At 66.3% G+C, this 15294-nt stretch carries 16 protein-coding genes; 14 read left to right on the forward strand and 2 right to left on the reverse strand.

What is annotated here, in order from left to right; all coding sequences use genetic code 11:
- Positions 1-1250 (forward strand): hypothetical protein (locus tag H5T60_03825; protein MBC7241555.1); only part of this gene is annotated, 1250 nt, incomplete at its 5' end.
- Here H5T60_03825 and H5T60_03830 read toward each other — a convergent pair.
- Entirely contained in the window at positions 1247-2053 is an 807-nt protein-coding gene (locus H5T60_03830) for a hypothetical protein (protein MBC7241556.1), read from the reverse strand. The two genes, H5T60_03825 and H5T60_03830, sit on opposite strands and share 4 nt — an antisense overlap.
- A gap of 189 nt (positions 2054-2242) precedes the next feature.
- A complete protein-coding gene (locus H5T60_03835) occupies positions 2243-2455 on the reverse strand; it encodes a DUF2630 family protein (GenBank protein MBC7241557.1) in 213 nt (70 codons plus the stop codon).
- A 187-nt stretch (positions 2456-2642) separates the two neighbouring features.
- On the opposite strand from H5T60_03835, the gene H5T60_03840 reads away from it, so the two are divergent.
- The 13 genes from H5T60_03840 (at position 2643) to H5T60_03900 (ending at position 15176) form a co-directional block, all read left to right on the forward strand.
- Positions 2643-3479 (forward strand): transketolase, encoded by an 837-nt coding sequence (locus H5T60_03840; protein MBC7241558.1) that lies wholly within the window; start codon positions 2643-2645, stop codon positions 3477-3479.
- Positions 3476-4501 carry a transketolase family protein gene (locus H5T60_03845; protein MBC7241559.1) on the forward strand — a complete coding sequence of 342 codons (1026 nt, stop codon included), beginning with the start codon at positions 3476-3478 and terminating at the stop codon, positions 4499-4501. The genes H5T60_03840 and H5T60_03845 overlap by 4 nt, the downstream gene beginning before the upstream one ends.
- A 22-nt stretch (positions 4502-4523) precedes the next feature.
- Positions 4524-6881, forward strand: a complete 2358-nt coding sequence (locus H5T60_03850) for a hypothetical protein (protein ID MBC7241560.1) — start codon at positions 4524-4526, stop codon at positions 6879-6881.
- A gap of 12 nt (positions 6882-6893) precedes the next feature.
- Positions 6894-7280 (forward strand): MarR family transcriptional regulator, encoded by a 387-nt coding sequence (locus H5T60_03855; protein MBC7241561.1) that lies wholly within the window; start codon positions 6894-6896, stop codon positions 7278-7280.
- Positions 7281-7324: 44 nt separating this feature from the next.
- The gene (locus tag H5T60_03860; GenBank protein MBC7241562.1) at positions 7325-8677 is read left to right on the forward strand and encodes a cytochrome c biogenesis protein ResB; all 1353 of its coding nucleotides are present in this window, start codon (positions 7325-7327) and stop codon (positions 8675-8677) included.
- The gene (locus H5T60_03865) at positions 8677-9042 is read left to right on the forward strand and encodes a hypothetical protein (protein ID MBC7241563.1); all 366 of its coding nucleotides are present in this window, start codon (positions 8677-8679) and stop codon (positions 9040-9042) included. Before H5T60_03860 ends, H5T60_03865 begins: the two co-directional genes overlap by 1 nt.
- A 25-nt stretch (positions 9043-9067) precedes the next feature.
- Positions 9068-9760, forward strand: a complete 693-nt coding sequence (gene udk, locus H5T60_03870; protein ID MBC7241564.1) for a uridine kinase — start codon at positions 9068-9070, stop codon at positions 9758-9760.
- A gap of 150 nt (positions 9761-9910) precedes the next feature.
- Positions 9911-11230, forward strand: a complete 1320-nt coding sequence (locus H5T60_03875; GenBank protein ID MBC7241565.1) for a hydroxymethylglutaryl-CoA reductase, degradative — start codon at positions 9911-9913, stop codon at positions 11228-11230.
- Between the two features lie 14 nt (positions 11231-11244).
- Positions 11245-12303: a hydroxymethylglutaryl-CoA synthase gene (locus H5T60_03880; GenBank protein ID MBC7241566.1), complete on the forward strand. Its 1059-nt coding sequence runs from the start codon at positions 11245-11247 to the stop codon at positions 12301-12303.
- A 30-nt stretch (positions 12304-12333) separates the two neighbouring features.
- Positions 12334-13485: a thiolase domain-containing protein gene (locus H5T60_03885; protein MBC7241567.1), complete on the forward strand. Its 1152-nt coding sequence runs from the start codon at positions 12334-12336 to the stop codon at positions 13483-13485.
- A 32-nt stretch (positions 13486-13517) separates the two neighbouring features.
- A complete protein-coding gene (locus H5T60_03890) occupies positions 13518-13949 on the forward strand; it encodes a Zn-ribbon domain-containing OB-fold protein (GenBank protein ID MBC7241568.1) in 432 nt (143 codons plus the stop codon).
- Positions 13950-14054: 105 nt separating this feature from the next.
- On the forward strand, positions 14055-14522 hold the full coding sequence (locus tag H5T60_03895) for an SRPBCC family protein (GenBank protein MBC7241569.1): 468 nt from the start codon (positions 14055-14057) through the stop codon (positions 14520-14522).
- Positions 14523-14633: 111 nt separating this feature from the next.
- Positions 14634-15176: a PDZ domain-containing protein gene (locus H5T60_03900; GenBank protein ID MBC7241570.1), complete on the forward strand. Its 543-nt coding sequence runs from the start codon at positions 14634-14636 to the stop codon at positions 15174-15176.
- The last annotated feature ends 118 nt before the right edge of the window (positions 15177-15294 follow it).

A 15294-nucleotide genomic window follows, 5' to 3' on the forward strand; every position in this document is an offset into this window, starting at 1 on the left:
TTGATGATTTCCTGCTCTTCCTCCTGAACCCCTACTGCCTCCTGCGGGTGCTCGTCCTGTCGCTGTGGGACTGGCTCATGGAGGTGATCTACGCCTGGCGCCAGCAGTTGCGGAAGGAATGGCCGCGGGTCTCCCGGCGGGGGCTGTATCCCGTTTTGCGGGTGGTGTCCAACGTGGTACTGCGGGAGTTCAGCACGTATATCGTCCTGCTGGACATCCTGCGGGGCGTGCCGGCCATCTACGTCACGTACCTCGGGTATGATGAGGTGGCGCATTTCGCCGGCCCCTGCGCACGCGATGTGCGCGAGCCGCTGGCCGGCATTGATCATCAGATACGGCGCATCTGGAAGATGATTTCTCGCGGCGCGCCCATCCCTTATGACCTGGTCATTCTCTCGGATCACGGCCAATCGGACAGCACTCCCTTCGCGCAATTGGCCGGCAAGAGCCTGAACGCGGTGGTGCAGGAGCTGACCGCCCAGCCGGTGCCGCTGTTGGAGGAGGCGCCGGCGGAACTGCCGGGCGCGCTGGAGGCCCTGTTGGAGGATCTGCGCCAGGCGGAACAGCAGTCGCCCGGCAGGCTGGTCCCCTGGGCGGTGCGGGGCGGCCGGCGAGCGCTGGAACGGTACAGCATCGAGGTGGCCCTCCGACGCACCTCACTGCCTGCGGTGGAAGAACGCCAAGAGGCAGCACAACCGGCCGAGATCCTGGTGCTGTGCTCCGGCCCACTGGCGCATATTTATTTCGGCCGGCGTCCCCAGGCCCTGACGCTGGAGGATATCGAGGGATTGTACCCCATGCTGTTGGCCAGGCTGGTGCGTCAGCCAGGCGTTGGCTTCGTGCTGGGGCGATCGGAGGCGCGCGGCCTGCTGGCCATCAGCGCGGCCGGCTTCCGACAGCTCGAGCGCGGGCTGGTGATCGGCGAGGACCCACTGGCGCCGTTCGGCGATGTGGCGGCGATGAACCGTTATCTGGCGCGCTTGGTGCGCTTCTCGAATGCCGGCGACCTGGTGGTGCACGGCGGCGTACACCGCGGTAGGATCGTGGCCTTTGAGGAGCACATCGGCACCCACGGCGGGTACGGCGGGGCGCAGAATCACCCCTTCCTGCTCCTGCCGGCCCATGTGTCCCTGCGCCCGATGGACATTCGCCTGCCCGATGACCTGTATCATGTCTTTTGGGGCTTGCGCGAGCGGGGTGTGGCCGGGGAGGGGGAGCTATCTTGGGAAAAGGCGCCGGCGCGCGCTTAATACGGGATGCGCCGGTCCTCAAAGGTGTGCGGGTCCACGCAGATCTCTCCCAGATGCACCAGCGTGACATCTTCCAAGCTGGTAAGGGGGGTGAGGATAGTGAGTCCGCCGGCCGGGTGTGTCTGGCGCAGGATGCCCAGGCCGCGGATGAAGCCCGCCCTGTCCTCCAGGGCCAGGAGCTGGTGATAGGTGAAGGGCATGGGCGGGAAGACCGCCAGCCGGCTGGTGTCCACCGTCAGCTCCTGGGAATGGGCGAAGTAGCGCCCGAAAAGATGGGCGCGGTGACTGCGGCGGGCATCGAGGTCGCGATGCTGGACGTATGGGCTGGGTTCCAGGGTGATGACCGGGGCCCGCCGGCTGTATCGGAGCGGCGTCAGCAGGTTCTCCAGCTCGTCCTGGCGCTGTAGGGCGATGACCAGCGCCGGCCGGAGCAGGTTGATCTTGGCCCATTTCAGGTTGAGGCCGCCGGCGGCGCGGTCCACGAAGCCAGTAGTGTCGTAGATGATGGCCTCGGCGCCGGCGCGTTTGGCGGCGCGCACCAGCTTGCTGGCGCCCACCAGCATTTGGAGCATATGTCCGCGCGGGGACACAGAGCCGATGAAAATCCGCCAGACCGCCTCGCAGTGCATCGTCCCATCCTGGTTCAATGCCAGCATCCCCAGGCTCATGGTAGCCGGCGGGCCGATGGTGCTCTGTCCGGGGTCGCCGTCGAGATAGGCGGTGCGGAGGCCGGCGCGCAGGAGCTCCTGGCAGATATAGCGCGCCAGGGTGCTTTTCCCCACGTCCACGCCGCCGATTAGCATGATCAGGCCGCGCCATTGGGAGGCAGGAAGGGAAGCCCAGGAGGGCGGGACTTCGATTGGGGTGGCTGGCAACTGCATGTCGGACTTCCTCGATAATGACGCGGATTCCTATCGGCAAGTAAGGAAATGCCCCTGCCAGGCAGGCGACAGGGGCATATTGGTGCGGTCCATCAGAAAGGCGGCGAGGGCTTAGAAGCGGGCGGTGGAGTAGAAGCCCTCGCTGTACTTGCCGGCGAGCTCCTCGCGCCGCTGGTCCCAAAGACGTTCCAGCTTGCGGGTCAGCTCGTCGATCTTGGCCTTGAACTCGGCATCGCTCATGTCAAGCGCCCCGTTGCTTCGGGCGACGTAGAGCTGATGGCGCTCATTGGCCAACCGGTTGATCTCATCCAGAATCGCTGACATATTGTTAACCCCTGCTCCAAGAGCGGTGAAGATATTACGGCACACATTATATAAGCAGAGAATGGAATCGTCAAATGCTGGATGATGGGGAAGAACAGCCCAGTGATCTGGACAGGCAGTCGGACGGATTTTGTGATATAATAACGGTACCGGTGGTGAACTGACGTGTGTAGGGAGGATAGAATACATGTGGCAGGTGCCGGCGTCCATTGAGGAGTTGAAACGCATCGCCATCGAAATCCGCTGTGACATCATCGAGATGACCTGCGAGGCGGGGGCCGGCCACCCGGGTGGCTCCCTCTCGGCCGCGGACATCGTGACCGCGCTCTATTTCCGCATTATGCGGATTGACCCCCAGCGCCCGGACTGGCCCGACCGCGACCGGTTCATCCTCTCCAAGGGCCATGCCTGCCCGGTCTGGTACGCGGCGCTGGCCGAGCGAGGCTACTTCGATAAGTCCCATCTGCGCACCTTGCGCAAGCTCGACTCCATCCTGCAGGGACACCCCGACATGCGCAAGACGCCCGGCATTGACATGACCGCCGGCTCGTTGGGGCATGGGCTGTCCGCCGGCGTCGGCATGGCCCTGGCCGGCCGGCTCCTCCAGAAAGACTATCATGTCTGGGTCATCGTGGGGGACGGCGAGGTGCAGGAGGGTTCCATCTGGGAGGCGGCCATGGCCGCCGCCAAATGGAAGTTGGATAACCTGACTGCCATCCTGGACCGCAATCATCTGCAGAACGACGACTGTGTGGACACGGAGATGCCGGTCGAGCCTCTGGCGGACAAATGGCGCGCCTTCGGCTGGGAAGTGGTGGAGATGGACGGGCATGACATGGAGCAGATCGTGCGCACGCTGGAATGGGCGCGGGGGTTCCGCGGCCGGCCGGTCATGGTCATCGCCCACACCATCAAGGGCAAGGGTGTCTCATTCATGGAGAACCAGGTAGTCTGGCACGGCAAGGCGCCCTGTCGTGAGGAAGCGGAGCAAGCACTGCGTGAGCTGAGGAGTTGTCTGGTATGAGCAAGGTTGACCCGGGTCGTTATCACCACGTCCTGCCGGAAGTCATCCCACTGCTGGCCTCCGAGGAACTGCTGTTCAGCGCCAGGTCCCAGGCCACACGCTATGCCTATGCGGAGGCGGTCATCGAGCTGGGTGAGCGGGACCCACGCGTGGTGGTGCTGGATGCGGATGTATCCAAATCGGTGGGCACCAGCAAGTTCGCGGAGCGGTTCCCCGAGCGTTCGTTCAACTTCGGGGTTGCGGAGCAGAACATGATGGCGGCGGCCGCCGGCATGGCCACTGCCGGCCTTATCCCCTTCGCCACCACCTACGCTGTCTTCGCCAGCATGCGCGCCCTGGATCAGGTGCGCAACAGCATCCACTATCCCCGCCTGAACGTGAAGATCGCCGCCAGCCACGGCGGGCTGACGCCTGGGCCGGACGGCGTCACCCATCAGGGCCAGGAGGACCTTTCCCTTCTCCGCGCCATCGCCCATTCTACCATTGTGGCCGCGGCCGATGCCCCTACCACCAAGCTGGCGGTCTGGGCCGCGGCGGAGTGGGAGGGGCCGGTCTATTTGAGCTTCACCCGCGACCCTGTGCCGATATTGTTTGACCTGAGCTATCCGTTTGCGATCGGTCGGGCGGTGGTGATTCGCGAGGGAGAGGACCTGACCATCGTCGCCATTCGCGATATGGTGTGTCAGGCGCTGCTGGCGGCGGAGATGCTCGCCGGCGAGGGCATTCAGGCGCGCGTCATTGACTGCCACACGCTGAAGCCGCTGGACGAAGCCCTCATCCTTGAAGCCGCCCGCCAGACCGGAGCCATCGTCACCGCCGAGTCCAACATTATGTACGGCGGGCTGGGGAGCGCCGTGGCAGAGGTGCTGGTGGAAAATTACCCCATCCCGATGAAGCGGGTGGCGATGGGCAACCGGTTCGCGGAGTCCGGCCCGTACCGGGCATTGATCAAGAAATACGGCATGTCGGCGGAGCACATCGCTGGTGCCGCCAAAGAGGTGCTCCAGCGCAAAAAACGGTGATCCACGCAAAGGGGGCGAGTCTATGGAGCGCTTTGTGGCCGGCCGGCGCGACCCACCGGCCGGCCCGCTCAAAGCGTATCTCCAACCCCTTCCCTTCACGGCGCTGGAAGAGTACATGGAGGAGCTCACCGAGCCGGGGGAGGTGGTGCTGACACCGTTCGTGCAGTCGGACTCGGCGGCACGGGCGGCCGCGGCACACGGCCGGCGCACTATCTGCACCCACGGCAATCCCCTCTGCACGCTCCTGACCCGCTTCCAGCTCTCCCCGCCCTCTGCCGAACTGCTCGACCGCCTGCACGCCGCGGTGGCCACCTCGCCCCATATGGGCCTCACCCTGCGCCAGCACCTGCTGGACCTCTACCGAGGGCGCTGTCCGGACTGTGGATGGAACCTGTCCGCTGAGCTGTTCATCTGGGAGCGGGAGCCGCGCAAACTGCTGAGCCGGCGCTACCGCTGTGAGTCCTGCGGCAGTGCCGGCGATGCGCCGGCGGACGAAGCTGACCAGCAGATCGCCGCCGCATATCCCGCCCGGGCGCTGAGCTACTGGCGCGCCCTGCACCGCCTGACGCGGCGCGAGGATCCGGCCTATGAGCGCTTCCAGGAGCTCCTGGAGCTCTACACCCCGCGCAATCTCTACGCTCTGTTCGAGCTGACGCGCCGGCTGGAAGCCTTCGCAGAGCGCAATCCCCAGCCTGAAGCACAAGATCTCTGGCGCGCTATCCTGCTGTACTGCTTGGACGCCGGCGCCGGCCTGGATTCGCCGGAGCGGGCGCGCCGCACCACCCGGCCGGCCATGCCGGCTCGCTTCTTGGAACGCAATATCTGGCTGGTGTTCGAGGAGGCCTGCGAATGGGTGCGCCGGCTTATCGAGACCCGCCGGCCCCTGCCCATCGCTACCCAATGGCAGACCCCTTTGCCGCCGATCACAGTGACGACGGCGGCTGTGGGGCAACTGCGCAAGGCCCTGCCGGCCAACAGCGTGCATCTCATTCTCACCGCCCCGCCTTCCCCTGAGCCGTCCTTCTGGATCATGTCCTTCCTCTGGACCGCCTGGCTGTGGGGCCGGCCGCAGGCCGAGCCGCTGGAACCCTGGCTGGCGCATCACCTCACCGATTGGGACTGGTATGCTGAGGTGTTCCAGCGCACCCTGCGCACCCTGGCCCATCTGCTTGCCCCCGAAGGCCATATCGTCCTGATCCTGCGTTCGGAGCAGGAGCGCTGGATCGAGGCGCTGTTGACGGCGGAGGGGATGGCCGGCCTGGACATCGCCGGCTTCGCCTGTCAGCCGGCCGAACCGCTGGACGGCGGCCCGCCGGCGGCGGAATACCGCCTGGTTCTGCGCCCCGGGCCGCGGCAGATGCGCTTGACCCTTTCGCTCCCCGAGACACCGGAAGGGCTGGCCGCCGGCCTGCGCCATATCGGCCGCCAGGCGGTCCAGGAGGTGCTCACCCTGCGCGCGGAACCGACGCCCGGGCTGTACCTGCACGCGGCGGCATACCGTCGGCTGGCCGAGGCGTTCCCATGGGGCACGGCCAGCCGCACGCCCCTCCCCACGCCGCTGTTTTACTTCATCACCGACCATATTTGGGAGGATATCGCCGGCGCGGAGGATGTCTTCCCACTGGAGAGCGATGGGGAACTGCCTGCCGCGCGTCCGCCGGAGCCTGGCCTGCGGCCCCTGTTCTGGTGGCAGGCTGGCCTGGGGACCAGCCTACGCCAGCTTCCCCTGACGGACCGCGTCGAACGGTTCGTGCGCGATTGGCTCGAGCGGGAGGGGCCGGCGCCGGCCCTCGCCCTCTGTCGGGCCGTGTACGAGCAGTTCCCGGGCTTCGCCACGCCGCCGCAGGAAGCCATCGCCGCCTGTCTGGCCTCTTACGGCCGGCCGCATTCCGACCGCCTCTGGCAACTGCGGCCGGAAGACGCGCAGTCTCGCCGGCAGGCGGAATGCCTGGAACTGGCCGATGCCGTGCGCGATATCGGGGCGCGCATGGGCATGCAGGTGATCCGGCCTGATTCGCCGGCCGGCCAGGAGCTGGGACTGTCGCCCCACGATGCCCTCTGGGCCGGCGAGCGCGTGTGGCTGTTCCGCGTGGCGGCGGACACCGCGCTGGAGCATCTGCGCCCGCCGGCGCCCCTGCTGGCCAATTCCCCCTTGCTTTTCCTGGTGATACCCGGCGGGCGCGCCTCGCTGGTACTGTACCGCCGGCGCGCCTGTCCCCTCTGGAACAGGGCTGTAGGGCGCTACGGCTGGCGGCTGGTGAAATTCCGGCTGATGCGTCGGCTGGCCGGCGAAATGCCGCGCGAGGCGGATGAACTGCTCAAAATGCTGGCGCTGGACCCCATCGTGGTGCAGGACGAACCGCAAGCCCGGCTGTTGTAGGAGAGACCCGTGTTGACGCGCTCCCTAACCCAGGAATGGCAGACCGCCGGCTATATCCCGATGGACCTAGAGCTGACCCTCTTCCTGTCCCGTCATGCCCGCACCCCTCTGCAGTGGGACATCCTGGCGTTCTTCGCCCTGAACCCGCACACGCGTGACACCGCCGCCGCCCTGGCAGAGCGCCTGGGCCGACAGACCCCGGCTGTGGCGCGCGAGCTGGAGGATATGGCCCTCCTGGGCATCCTCGAAAAACAGGCGGATGCTTCCATGGCAGTATACGGACTGCGGCGGGAGCCGGGCATCATGCGCCTGATGGAGCGCCTGCGCCGGCATCTGGAGACCATGGGGAAGCCCTCGCGACCCGGCCGCAGTGATTTGTCCGCCCCCTCCCGAATGTGATACAATCGCCGGCAAGAACCCTGCCGGCGAAGGTCACCGAGCTGATGAACGCTGAACGCCCTGAAGAATTCCCTGCGCGAGCGCTCGAGCGAGATCTGCTGACGCGCTTGTGGCGCGCGCTGGTCTCGCCGTATGCGGCCGCGCTGTGGAGCGGCCTGCTGGCCGGCTGTCTGCTGGCACGGGCGCTGATCCCCCAGATGCCGGCGGAGTTTGCGGCAGACCCGGCCGCGGCGGCGCGCTGGATGGCTGGCCTGCCGGCCGGCCTGCGCGCCCAGTCCGCCTGGATGCATGCCCTGCGCCTGTTTTCCATCGCCCAGGCTCCCTGGTTCCGGGCCCTGCTGGCCCTCTCGGCGTGGAACATCTTGATCGTGCTGGCTGACTCTCTCTGGAGCATCTGGCGCTTCTGGCGCGCCGGTGAGTGGCCGGCGGATAAGGCGCCCCGCGCCCGGCACGAATGGCGCCGGCCGGGCACCGCGGAGGACCTACAGGAGGCCCTCCTGCGCGTTCGCCAGGAACTGCTCCTGCGCCGCTATATGGTGTTCCAGGCCGGCGGGGAGAGGGAGACAGAACTGCGTGCGGTGCCCTGGCCGGCCGGCGTGGTGGGACATCTCGGCGCGCTGGTCATTTTCCTGGCGCTGGTGCTGAATGCCGGCTGGGGCTGGCGCCTCCCGGAACTGGCCCTCCCTCCCGGTGAGATAGTGCCGCTCAGCCGAGGGGATTATTCCCTGCGGGTAGAACATCTGCAGGTGCGCGGTGGGGATGCGGCCTGGCCGGCCGAGCAGGTGACGTTGTTCCAGCGCGGACACCCTGTCTTTCAGGGCATCCTGACGGATAACTCCCCTGCACTTCGGCACCTGGCCCTTTCCATCCGGCTCCGCTCCCGCGGACCGCTGGTGCGGGTGTCCGGCACGGCACCGGACGGCACGCCGGCGCGGCTGGAAGCGCATCCGCGAGTGGGAGAGGCCGGCACCACATTAAGCCTGGCCTTCGCCCCCGGGCAGTCCGAGCGCTACTTCCGCTCCCTTGCCACCGGCAGTGTCTTCCGCCTGCAGTTGGCGGACGGGAAAATTCACCTGGAAGCATACCGGGCCGGCGAGGCCGCGCCGGCGCTCGAACGGGATTGGGAGAGGCGCGGCGCGGTGGAGCTGGACGGGGAGCGCCTGTTCTTTGAGCTGGACCACTATGTCGTCCTGAACATAGGGTACGCGCCGGCCGGCGGCATGCTGTGGGGCGGGGGGCTTCTGGCTGTCGCGGGCATCCTGCTCTCGCTGATGACGCCGGCCGGCTGGCAGTGCTGGCGCTTCCGCACTGTGCGGCACGTGGCCGTCGTCCAATGGGAATGCAGTGCTGTGGACGAGACACATCGCGAGTGGTTCGACACGCTGAAGGTGTTGTGATGAATATCCCCTGGTCTGCCTGGTTGATGTTCCTCGGCTGGGCGCTGGCACTGGCCGGCGCAGTCTGGATGACCCTGCAGATGCGGCGTCGGGGCGAGGCCCGCCGGCGGCCGCTGGACCTCCGCCTGCGCCTGGTCTTCAGCCTCGCCGTCCTGCTGGTGGGCGCGGCCTGGCTGGGGAGCGAAAGCCTGGATGTGCAGGCGCCGGCACTGCTGGGATTTGCCGGCGCGGTGTTCCTCCTGCTCCTCGGCTCCTGGCACCAGGCCGAGCGCCGCAATCCCTCGGCCTGGCTGGTAGACCTGATGCTGGCCTGGACGGCGGTGGGCCTCGGCGCCTGGGGCATCCTGCGCTGGTGGCTGGGATAAGCGGTATGGTAGAAAGGGAGGGGGTATGACAGAGAAGAAGCGTTCCATCGTGATTGGGGTGGCCGGCGGCACCGGCTCGGGCAAGACCACGGTGGCCAACGAGATCCTGCGGCGCGTGGGCGAGGAGAATATCGCCTACATCCAGCACGATTCCTATTACAAGGACCTATCGCATTTGCCGCCGGAAGAGCGCATGAAGATCAACTTCGACCATCCGGACTCGCTGGAGACCGATCTGCTGATTCAGCATATCCGGCAGTTGCTGGCCGGCCAGCCGGCGGAGATCCCGGTCTACGATTTCACCCAGCACGTGCGCACGAAGAGCACCCGCCGCGTGGAACCCCGTCCCATCATCCTTATTGAGGGCATCCTGATCTTCGTGGACCCGGTCCTGCGCCAGTTGATGGATGTGCGCATTTACGTGGACACCGATGCGGACATCCGGTTCATCCGCCGGCTCCAGCGCGACATCCAGGAACGGGGCCGCTCGCTGGAATCGGTCATTCGCCAATATCTGGAGACGGTGCGCCCCATGCATCTGGAGTTCGTGGAGCCCAGCAAGCGTTATGCGGACATCATCATCCCCGAGGGCGGGTACAATGTGGTGGCGCTGGACATGATCGTCTCGCGCATCCGCGCCCTGCTGGCGGAGCATGCCGCACTGCCGGCGAACGAAGGCGGATGTTCATCCGCTCCCCGGGAGAAGAGGGGCAGTTGAGACTGCCTTTTCTGACGCGTTCTGAAAGGCCTTGAAAGCTTTTTGATAGATTTTGACAGTTCCCAAATGCTATAGTATGCCTGTGTTGAAAAAGCCTCGCGCCCTGCCGAGGCTTTTTCATGTGCGCGAAAATCGCAGAATCAGGCGGTCATGGACGAGAAAACATCGCGCTTACCCGGCTTTTATCAGCTTCCCATGGACGAACGCGCCGGCATCGTCGCCAAATGGGCCGGCCTGTCCCAGGAAGAGCAGGCCTTCCTCATGGGGGAGGCCGTTTTATCGCGCCAGATGGCCGACCAGATGATCGAGAATGTCGTCGGCACCTATGCCCTGCCGCTGGGCATCGCCACCAACTTCCGGGTCAACGGCCGCGATTACCTGGTGCCCATGGCCATTGAGGAACCCTCGGTCGTGGCCGGCGCCAGTTTCGCCGCCCGCCTGGCCCGCGAAGGCGGTGGCTTCCAGGCCCATGCCGACGAACCGATCATGATCGCCCAGATCCAGGCGCTGGAGGTCCCGGACCTGTGGGGCGCGCGCCACGCGGTCCTGGAGGCGCGCCAGCGCCTGATGCGCCTGGCCGATGAGGCCGGCGGGAGCATCGTCCAGCGCGGCGGCGGGGCGCGCGATATCGAGGTGCGCATCTTCCCGGAAACGCCGGCCGGCCCCATGCTCGTGGTGCATATACTCTTCGACTGCCGCGATGCCATGGGCGCCAACGCCGTCAATACCGTGGCCGAGCGGCTGGCGCCGGCGGTGGAGGAGATCACCGGCGGGCGGGTCAACCTGCGCATCCTGTCCAACCTGGCGGACCGCCGGCTGGCGCGCGCCAAAGCCGTCGTGCCGGCATCGGCCCTGGCCTTCGGCGACTTTCCCGGCGAGCTGGTGGTGGAGCGCATTATCGAGGCCTATGCGCTGGCGGCAGTGGACCCATACCGCGCCGCCACCCATAACAAGGGCATCATGAACGGCATTGATGCGGTGGTCCTTGCCACCGGCAACGACTGGCGGGCGGTGGAGGCCGGCGCGCACGCGTACGCGGCGCGCTTCGGGCAGTACACCAGCCTGTCGCACTGGGAGAAGAACACTGCCGGCGACCTGGTGGGCACGCTGGAACTGCCCCTGGCGTTGGGCATCGTCGGGGGCGCTACCCGCGCCCACCCGATGGCCCGCATCGCCCTGAAAATCCTGGGGGTGCAGAGCGCCCGCGAGCTGGCGGAAGTGGTGGCGAGCGTTGGTCTGGCCCAGAATCTGGCCGCCCTGCGCGCCTTGGCCACCGAGGGTATTCAGCGCGGGCATATGTCCCTGCATGCGCGACAGCTTGCCATGGCCGCCGGCGCCCAGGGAGAAGAGATCACCTGGATCGTCCAGCGCATGCTGGAAGAGAATAACATCCGCAGTGAGCGGGCGGCTGCCCTGCTGGCCGAACTGCGCCAGGGCCGGCGCTCCGCCTCTGCTACCGCATCTTCTTGAGGACGTTGGGAGACATCGGGGATTCTATGAAGCCTGTCAAGGACGTTGGGATTATCGGATATGGAGCGTATGTGCCGCGCTACCGTCTGCCGGCCAGCGAGGTAGCGCGCGTCTGGAAAAATGGGGAGGATGTCCTGCCGGTGCGGGAAAAATCGGTGCCCGGCCTGGATGAGGACACGGCCACCATGGCCATCGAGGCGGCGCGCAACGCCCTCCAGCGCGCCGGCGTGGACCCCCAACACATCGGCGCGGTCTGGGTGGGGAGCGAATCGCATCCTTATGCCGTGAAACCCACTTCCACCATTGTGGCGGAGGCGCTGGGCATCGTGCCGCACACCCTGGCCGGCGATTGGGAATTCGCCTGCAAGGCCGGCACCGAGGCCCTGCAGGCCAGCATCGGGCTGGTAGGCTCCGGCATGGCGCGCTACGCATTGGCCATCGGCATGGATACCGCGCAGGGCCGGCCGGGAGATGCCCTGGAATACACGGCGGCCGCCGGCGGCGCGGCCTACATCGTCGGGCCGGCCGAGGAATCCCTGACCGTCTTTGAGGGTTCCTTCAGCTACGTCACCGACACGCCCGACTTCTTCCGCCGGCCATATCAACACTATCCTCAGCACGGGAGCCGCTTTACCGGCGAGCCGGCGTATTTCAAGCACATCCTGGCCGCCGCCCAGGCGCTGATGGAAGAGCTGGGGGCCCGGCCCGAGGATTTCACCTACGCCGTCTTCCACCAGCCCAACCTCAAGTTCCCCCAGCAGGCGGCCAAGAAGCTGGGCTTCCGGCCGGAGCAGATCCGGCCCGGCCTGTTGGTGGGGGATATCGGCAACACCTACGCCGGCTCCTCGCTCATCGGTCTCTCGGCCACGCTGGATGTGGCCAAACCCGGCGACCGCATCCTGCTCGTGTCGTTCGGTTCCGGCGCCGGCAGTGATGCCTTTGCCCTGCGGGTGACGGAGGCCATCGAGGATCGCCGCGAGCGCGCCTACCTCACGCGGGAGTACATCAGCCGGCGCAAGCCCATTGACTACGGACTGTACGTGCGCTATCGGCGCAAACTGCACATGCATTAATCGCACGACCTGGAGCATGGAGAGATCACCTTGCGGGACGTGAGCATTATCGGATTCGGACAGACCCCGGTGGGGGAACATTGGGAGCTTTCCCTGCGTCATATTGCGGCGCAGGCGGTTCTGGCGGCCATGCAGGACGCCGGCATCGATCGCGCCGATGCCCTGTATGTGGGCAATATGATCGCCAGCGAGACCTCCGGCCAGCACCATCTGGGGGCGTTGGTGGCGGACTTCGTGGGCCTGCGGGGCATCGAGGCCTTTCGGGTGGAGGCGGCCTGTGCCTCGGGCGCGGCGGCCCTGCGGGCCGGCTACCTGGCGGTGGCCTCGGGGGCGGCCGACTTGGTTATCGTCGTCGGCCTGGAGAAAATGACCGATGCCATCGGCAATTCCATCACCACCGCCCTGGCGGAGGCCGCCGATGCGGACTACGAGACGCCGCATGGACTTTCGTTCGTTTCCATCAACGCCCTGCTGATGCGGCGCTATATGTACGAGTTCGGCGTGCGGCATGAGGATTTCGCCGGCTTCGCCATCACCGCGCACCAGAACGCGGTCAACAATCCGTATGCCATGTTCCGCCGGCCCATCACCAAAGAGGAGTTCGTGCAGGCCCGCATGATCGCCGACCCCATCAACCTGCTCGACTCCTCGCCGGTGGCCGACGGCGCGGCGGCGGTGGTGCTGTGCCCGACCGATCAGGCGCGCTCCTTCAGCGAGTATCCGGTGCACATCCGGGCCTGTGAGGTGGGCACCGATTCGCTGGCCCTGCACGACCGCCGCGATCCGCTGTTTCTCGAGGCGGCCTATATCTCGGTGCAGAAGGCCTATGCCCGGGCTGGCGTCACGCCGGCAGACATTGACCTGTTCGAACTGCACGACGCCTTCACCATCATGGCCGCGCTCTCCCTGGAGGCGGCCGGCTTTGCCCGCCGCGGCGAGGGGGTGCGCCTGGCCATGGACGGCGCCATCGCCCTGAACGGCCGCATCCCCATCTCCACCATGGGAGGGCTGAAAGGGCGTGGGCATCCGGTGGGGGCCACCGGCGTGTATCAGGTGATTGAGGTTGCACAGCAGGTGACCGGGCGCGCCGGCGCCAACCAGGTTCCGAACGCCCGGCTGGGCATGGCGCAGAACATCGGCGGAAGCGGCGCCACGGTCATCACCACCATTTTGGAAGCATGACAATTTGAGGACCATGTCCTGGAGGTAATGCAATGGGAATTCCTGCGTATTGGAGAACGAGAACACAGCGCTACGCCCTGGTGGGCGAGGTCTGCCACAAGTGCGGCGCCAAGATTTTCCCGCCGCGGGACGTCTGCCCGGAGTGCACTCGGCCGGCGTCCGACCCCTTCACCTTCAGCGGCCGCGGAGAGGTGTATTCCTTTTCCACCATTTACCAGCCGCCGGAGGGCTTTGAGGAGTTCGCGCCCTATACCGTCGCCCTCGTGAAGTTGGAGGAGGGTCCGCTGGTGACCGCCCAGCTCACCGACGTAGACCCGGCCGAGGTGCACATCGGCATGCCGGTCGAGATGGTGACGCGCAAACTGCGTGAAGAGGGTGAGGACGGCCAGATCATCTACGGCTACAAGTTCCGCCCCCTTCTGCGGAACACGCTGACGCCGCGGCCTTCGGGCCAGGCGGCCTGAGCCAGCCGCGCCTGCCATGGGATGGGGCACAATGGCGTGACCCCATCCCGTACCGACGCAAGGCACGTGATCCGGTGCCAACCACCTGATTCGAGGAAGACCTCTATGCCCATCATTGAGGCATCGTTGTATATCCCCGCACCGCCGGAAGCTGTCTGGCAGGTGGTCAGCGACGCGAGCCGGGCGCCGGCCTGGATGCCGGACCTCAAAGAGCGCCGGCTGATCTCCCCGCCTCCCATTGGCCTGGGCAGTCAGTGGGAGGACCACGGCCTTCTGCGCGGCCGGCCCTTCCGCATGACCTGCCAGGTAACCCATTGGGAGCCCACGCGGCACCTGGCCTATCAGCATGTGACCGCCGAGCAGGCCGGCGCACAGTGGCACGAACATGTGATCCTGGAGCCGCACGATGAGGGCACGCTGGTCACCCTGCGTCTGGAATACCGGCTGTTAGGCGGGTTCATGGGCCGGCTGTATGACCAGCTCTTCTTCCGCAAGGACTTCCGCATCACCCTGGAGAACCGCTTAGAGGCGCTGCGCGACCTGTTCGCGTCCCCAGCGCAGGCCGGGCAGTGAGGTTACCAGCGCATTAAGCTCATTTTAATGTATCCGTGGTATAATATAAATTACATGCAAGGACGAGCTTGTTCGTCCAACCCGAACCGCACTGCGTAAGGGGGTGGAATTATGACCGAACAGCGACAGCAGCAGGGCTGGATTTGGGCGGTTGTCATAGGTGGTGTGGTGCTCAGCCTGATACTGGGCTGTATGGCCGGCGCCGTCGCCGGCTTCCTGGCCGGCCGCTGGGCCGTGCGGGACCTGGAGGAAAAAGCGCCCTGGGAACGCATTATCCCGACCCCGGAATTCCTGGTGCCGGAGAAAGTGCCGACCCCGACCATCCCGTCCATGCCCCGGCTGGGCGGCGCGGCCCTTATCACGGACGTGATGGAGGGTTCGCCGGCGGACAAGGCCGGCCTGCGCCGCGGCGACATCATCCTGGCGGTGGACGGGGAGCGGCTGAGCCAATCCTATTCCCTGGCCGATGCGCTGGCCGAACATCAGCCCGGCGACAAGGTCACACTGACGGTATGGGAGCGGGGGCGCCGGCGCGAGATCACCGTGACTCTGGCGCCGCACCCGGATGATGCCTCACGGCCGTACCTGGGGGTGCGCTACTCCGTCATCGCCTTCCCGGACCTGCCGCAGGATGATTCCGAGAATCCTGACTGACCCCTTCTGTCTGCGGGTTGCGATTTAACATTTAGGGCATTTTCGGATGGGGAAAGGAGGCCAGCGCGGCATGTTGTGCATGCCGGCGGCCCCCTTTTTCTGCCCTGCGAGCACCCTC

This window comes from Anaerolineae bacterium, from assembly GCA_014360855.1.
Lineage (GTDB): Bacteria > Chloroflexota > Anaerolineae > JACIWP01 > JACIWP01 > JACIWP01.